3 protein-coding genes are annotated in these 3,733 nt (G+C 68.6%); 2 read left to right on the plus strand and 1 reads right to left on the minus strand.

What is annotated here, in order from left to right:
- Positions 1-104 precede the first annotated feature (104 nt).
- Complete coding sequence (locus APM_RS11020) at positions 105-1,958, minus strand: ABC transporter ATP-binding protein (protein ID WP_231844502.1); 1,854 nt, start codon at positions 1,956-1,958, stop codon at positions 105-107.
- Positions 1,959-2,180: 222 nt separating this feature from the next.
- Here APM_RS11020 and APM_RS11025 point away from each other — a divergent pair, with 222 nt between their 5' ends.
- Both APM_RS11025 and APM_RS11030 read left to right on the plus strand, forming a co-directional pair.
- On the plus strand, positions 2,181-3,230 hold the full coding sequence (locus APM_RS11025; RefSeq protein ID WP_007423455.1) for a glycosyltransferase family 4 protein: 1,050 nt from the start codon (positions 2,181-2,183) through the stop codon (positions 3,228-3,230).
- Between the two features lie 278 nt (positions 3,231-3,508).
- On the plus strand, positions 3,509-3,733 hold a 225-nt coding region (locus APM_RS11030), incomplete at its 3' end, for an ATP-binding cassette domain-containing protein (protein WP_007423456.1).

Raw genomic sequence — 3,733 nt, forward strand, 5'->3', positions numbered from 1 at the left:
CCTTCTCCCCCCGCAAGCCGGCGCCGCCGAAACGGCGCCTGACCCGCGCCGCCTCACCACGCCATTTTCGTTACGTTATCAAAATAAGATACGGCTGACCCGGCTCAGGCCGCCCGGCCGAGCCGGGCGGTATCCTGCCGGCGCAACAGCTCGCGATAGGGGCCGGGGCGCGACGCCAGCGCCGCCGGCGATCCCTCGTCGACGATCCGCCCCTCCGCCATCACCACGATGCGGTCGAAATCGCGCAGCGTCGCCAGCCGGTGCGCCACCGCGATCACCGTCCGGTTGCGCGCCAGCCGGTCGATCGCCTCCTGCACCGCCGCCTCGCTTTCGGAATCGAGCGCCGACGTCGCCTCGTCGAGCAGCAGCACCGGCGCGTCGCGCAAAACCGCCCGCGCGATCGCGAGGCGCTGCCGCTGCCCGCCCGACAGCTTCATCCCCCGCTCGCCGACCAGCGTGTCATACCCCTGCGGCAGGGCCATGATGAAGTCATGCGCGTTGGCCGCCCGCGCCGCCGCCTCCACCTCGGCATCGCCGGCATCGGGCCGGCCATAGCGGATATTCTCCCGCACCGAGCGATGGAACAGCTGCACGTCCTGCGAGACGACCGACAGGATTTCCGCGAGGCCCTGGCGGCTGAGCGCGGCGATGTCGGTGCCATCGATCGTCACCCGCCCGCGCGCCGGATCGTATTGCCGTTGCAACAGGGCGAGCAGCGTCGTCTTGCCCGAGCCCGACCGGCCGACCAGGCCGACCTTCTCGCCAGGCGCCACGGTCAGATTCACCTCCTTCAGCACCGCCCGCCCGTCCGGATAGGCGAAATCGAGATCGGCGAAGCTCACCGCCCCGCGCGCCTGCGGCAGGGCCCGCGCGTCCGCCGCGTCCATCATGTCGTGCGGGATCAGGAGCGAGGCCAGCGCCTCGTGCAGCCGCGCCCAGTCCTGCACCATCTCGACCAGCGCGATCGCGAGATCGCGCGTGCCGTGCAGGACGGTGAAGCCGAGCGTCGTCACCAGCACGACGTCGCCGGGACTCGCCGCATGGTCGAGCCAGCGGTCGATGATCCAGGCGAGCATGCCGGCCGTCAGCAGCGCCGTGGTGACCGCGTGGAAGCTCCGCAGCCCTTCAAGGTAGTTCAGGCTCGCCCGGCGCGCGCGCATCTCGCGCCCGACATCCTCGGCGAAGCGCTGCCGCTCGCGGAACATCGCGCCGAAGGCGCGGACGACGGCGACATTGTTGATCACATCGACGAGCTCGCCATCCACCGAGGCCGCGGCCTCGGCATAGTCGCGATGCAGCCGCCGCCCCTTCGCCGCCAGCCAGGCCAGCACCGCCCCCAGCGCCAGCGCGATGCCCAGCAGCGCCAGCCCCATCGCCGGATCGACGCTGGTGATCATCACGATCGCGAGAACGACCGCCAGCGCCGGCGGCAGCACGTTCCACACCATCAGGTTCTCGAGCCGGAAGACCGCATTGCCGGTGACGCTGATGCGGCCGGCCAGCATGCCGGGCCGGCGGTCGGCGAAGAAGCCGGGCGAATGGCCGAGCGTGTGGTTGAACAGCGCGCGCCGCAATTCCCCGGTCACCGCCACGAAACTGCGCGCCGCGACGAACCCGCCGATCCGCCATGCGAGATTGTCCGCGGCGATCAGCCCGGCGAGGAGCATGAAAGCCCCCCAGACCGCGCCGCGCTGATTGGCGGTCAGCACATCGACCAGGTTCTTCACGGCATATTGCGACAGCACAGAACAGGCGACCGCGGCGACGACGGAAAGCACGATCGTCGCATGTCCCGGCGCGTGCCGCAGGATCGCCCGCAGCAGAAAGCGCTGCGGACGCGATGCCGGCGGTGCGGAGAGCGGAATGGCAAGCGGCGCCGATGCTTCCGGCGCCGGCGATCGGCGGGGTGCGCTTTCGATTCCTTCCGCTTCTGCAATCGCCTTTTTGTGATCCGGCATGGTCTCGGGCTCCATCGGTGCGGGTCTTTATCGAGGGGCGCCGCCAAATTTCCTGTCTTCATGTGGCATTTCGGCAATAGCGCCAGCCGGCGGCGCCCCCGGCAGTCCCTACCTTGGCATCGAATGCGGCAGCATTTGGGCAAATACCGCCCGATGACTGCCACATCGGGGCGTCCTGCTAACGCTCGTAAAAACAATCCAGCAGCGAGGAGTCAGGCACTCATGAAAATCGCCCAGATTGCACCTCTGACTGAAGCGGTTCCGCCGAAATTCTATGGCGGCACCGAACGTGTCGTCTCCTTCCTGACGGAAGAACTCGTCGCGATGGGTCACGACGTCACGCTGTTCGCGAGCGGGGATTCGGTAACCGCCGCCGAACTCGACGCCGTGTGGCCGCGCGCACTGCGGCTCGACCCCGGCATCCGCGATACGCTCGCGCCGCATTTCATGCTGATGGAACGGGTCTACCGGCGGGCCCACGAGTTCGACGTGTTGCACTTCCATAACGATTACTGGCCGGCCTCGCTGTTCGCGCGTCAGCGCACCCCCTTCGTCACCACGCTGCACGGCCGGCTCGACCTGCCCGAACTCGGCCCCGTCTACGACGAGCTGCCGGTGATGAACCTGATCTCGATTTCCGACTCCCAGCGCCAGCCGCTGCCGGAAGCGAATTTCGTCGCCACGGTCCAGCACGGCCTGCCGAAGGACCTGCTGACGCCGCGCGAGCGTTCGCGCGACTATGTCGCCTTTCTCGGCCGCATCTGCCCCGAAAAGCGGCCCGACCGCGCGATCCGCATCGCCCGTGCCGCCGGCATGGATCTGCGCCTCGCCGCGAAAGTAGACCGTGTCGACGAGGAATATTTCGAAACCGGGATCAAGCCGATGCTGGGCCCCGATGCCTGCCTGATCGGCGAAATCGGCGAGGGAGAAAAATCCGAATTTCTCTCCGGTGCCCGCGCGCTGCTGATGCCGATCGACTGGCCGGAACCCTTCGGCCTGGTGATGATCGAGGCCATGGCCTGCGGCACGCCGGTGATCGCGTGGCGGCACGGCTCGGTGCCCGAGATCGTCGAGGATGGCGTCACCGGCTTCATCGTCGAGAGCGAGGCGGAGGCGGTCGCCGCGCTCGACCGGGTGCACCAGCTCTCCCCGTCCCGCATCCGCGCGACGTTCGAGGCCCGCTTCACCGCGCGGCGGATGGCGGAGAACTATCTCGAGATCTACGAAACCCTCGCGCGCCCGCGCGTCGGGCGTCTCCGCCTCGCGGTCTGACCGCCAGCGGCCGATCGCACGCGCCCCGGCGGCATGGCCCGCCGGGGCGTCGGCGCGGGCGTGAGAAGATCGGCCGGTCCATCGTTCGGGGCCATTCCGCATTGCCGGCATGGCCGTGGCACACCGGCGATGCCGGCAAGCCGCGCCAGCTCACTACACGATAGAATGAATAACGGACGCGGGCGCGACGCTGTCGCGACATCGTGCGGATCGCGGTCGATTGACATGCTCCCAAGCCAGTCTAGTGTCACGGCAGGGAAACGTTTGGGACGCACTCCATGCCAACCGAACTGCCGGTCACGCCCGATCCGCATCCGCCGGCGCCGGCCGCGAACCCGGAAGCGCCGGTGCTGCGGGTGTCGGGCATCGGCAAGTCCTACGGTCATATCCGCGCCCTCACCGATGTCAGCCTCGACATCCATCCGGGCGAAGTCGTCGGCCTCGTGGGCGATAACGGCGCCGGCAAGTCCACCCTCGTCAACATCATCGCCGGCGCGATCCGT

Source organism: Acidiphilium sp. PM (genome assembly GCF_000219295.1).
GTDB lineage: Bacteria > Pseudomonadota > Alphaproteobacteria > Acetobacterales > Acetobacteraceae > Acidiphilium > Acidiphilium multivorum.

Bases quoted from the DNA above. Each gene is read 5' to 3' on its own strand.
- APM_RS11025 (WP_007423455.1), top strand. From the start codon at position 2,181: ATGAAAATCGCCCAGATTGCACCTCTGACTGAAGCGGTTCCGCCGAAA.
- APM_RS11020 (WP_231844502.1), bottom strand. From the start codon at position 1,958: ATGCCGGATCACAAAAAGGCGATTGCAGAAGCGGAAGGAATCGAAAGC.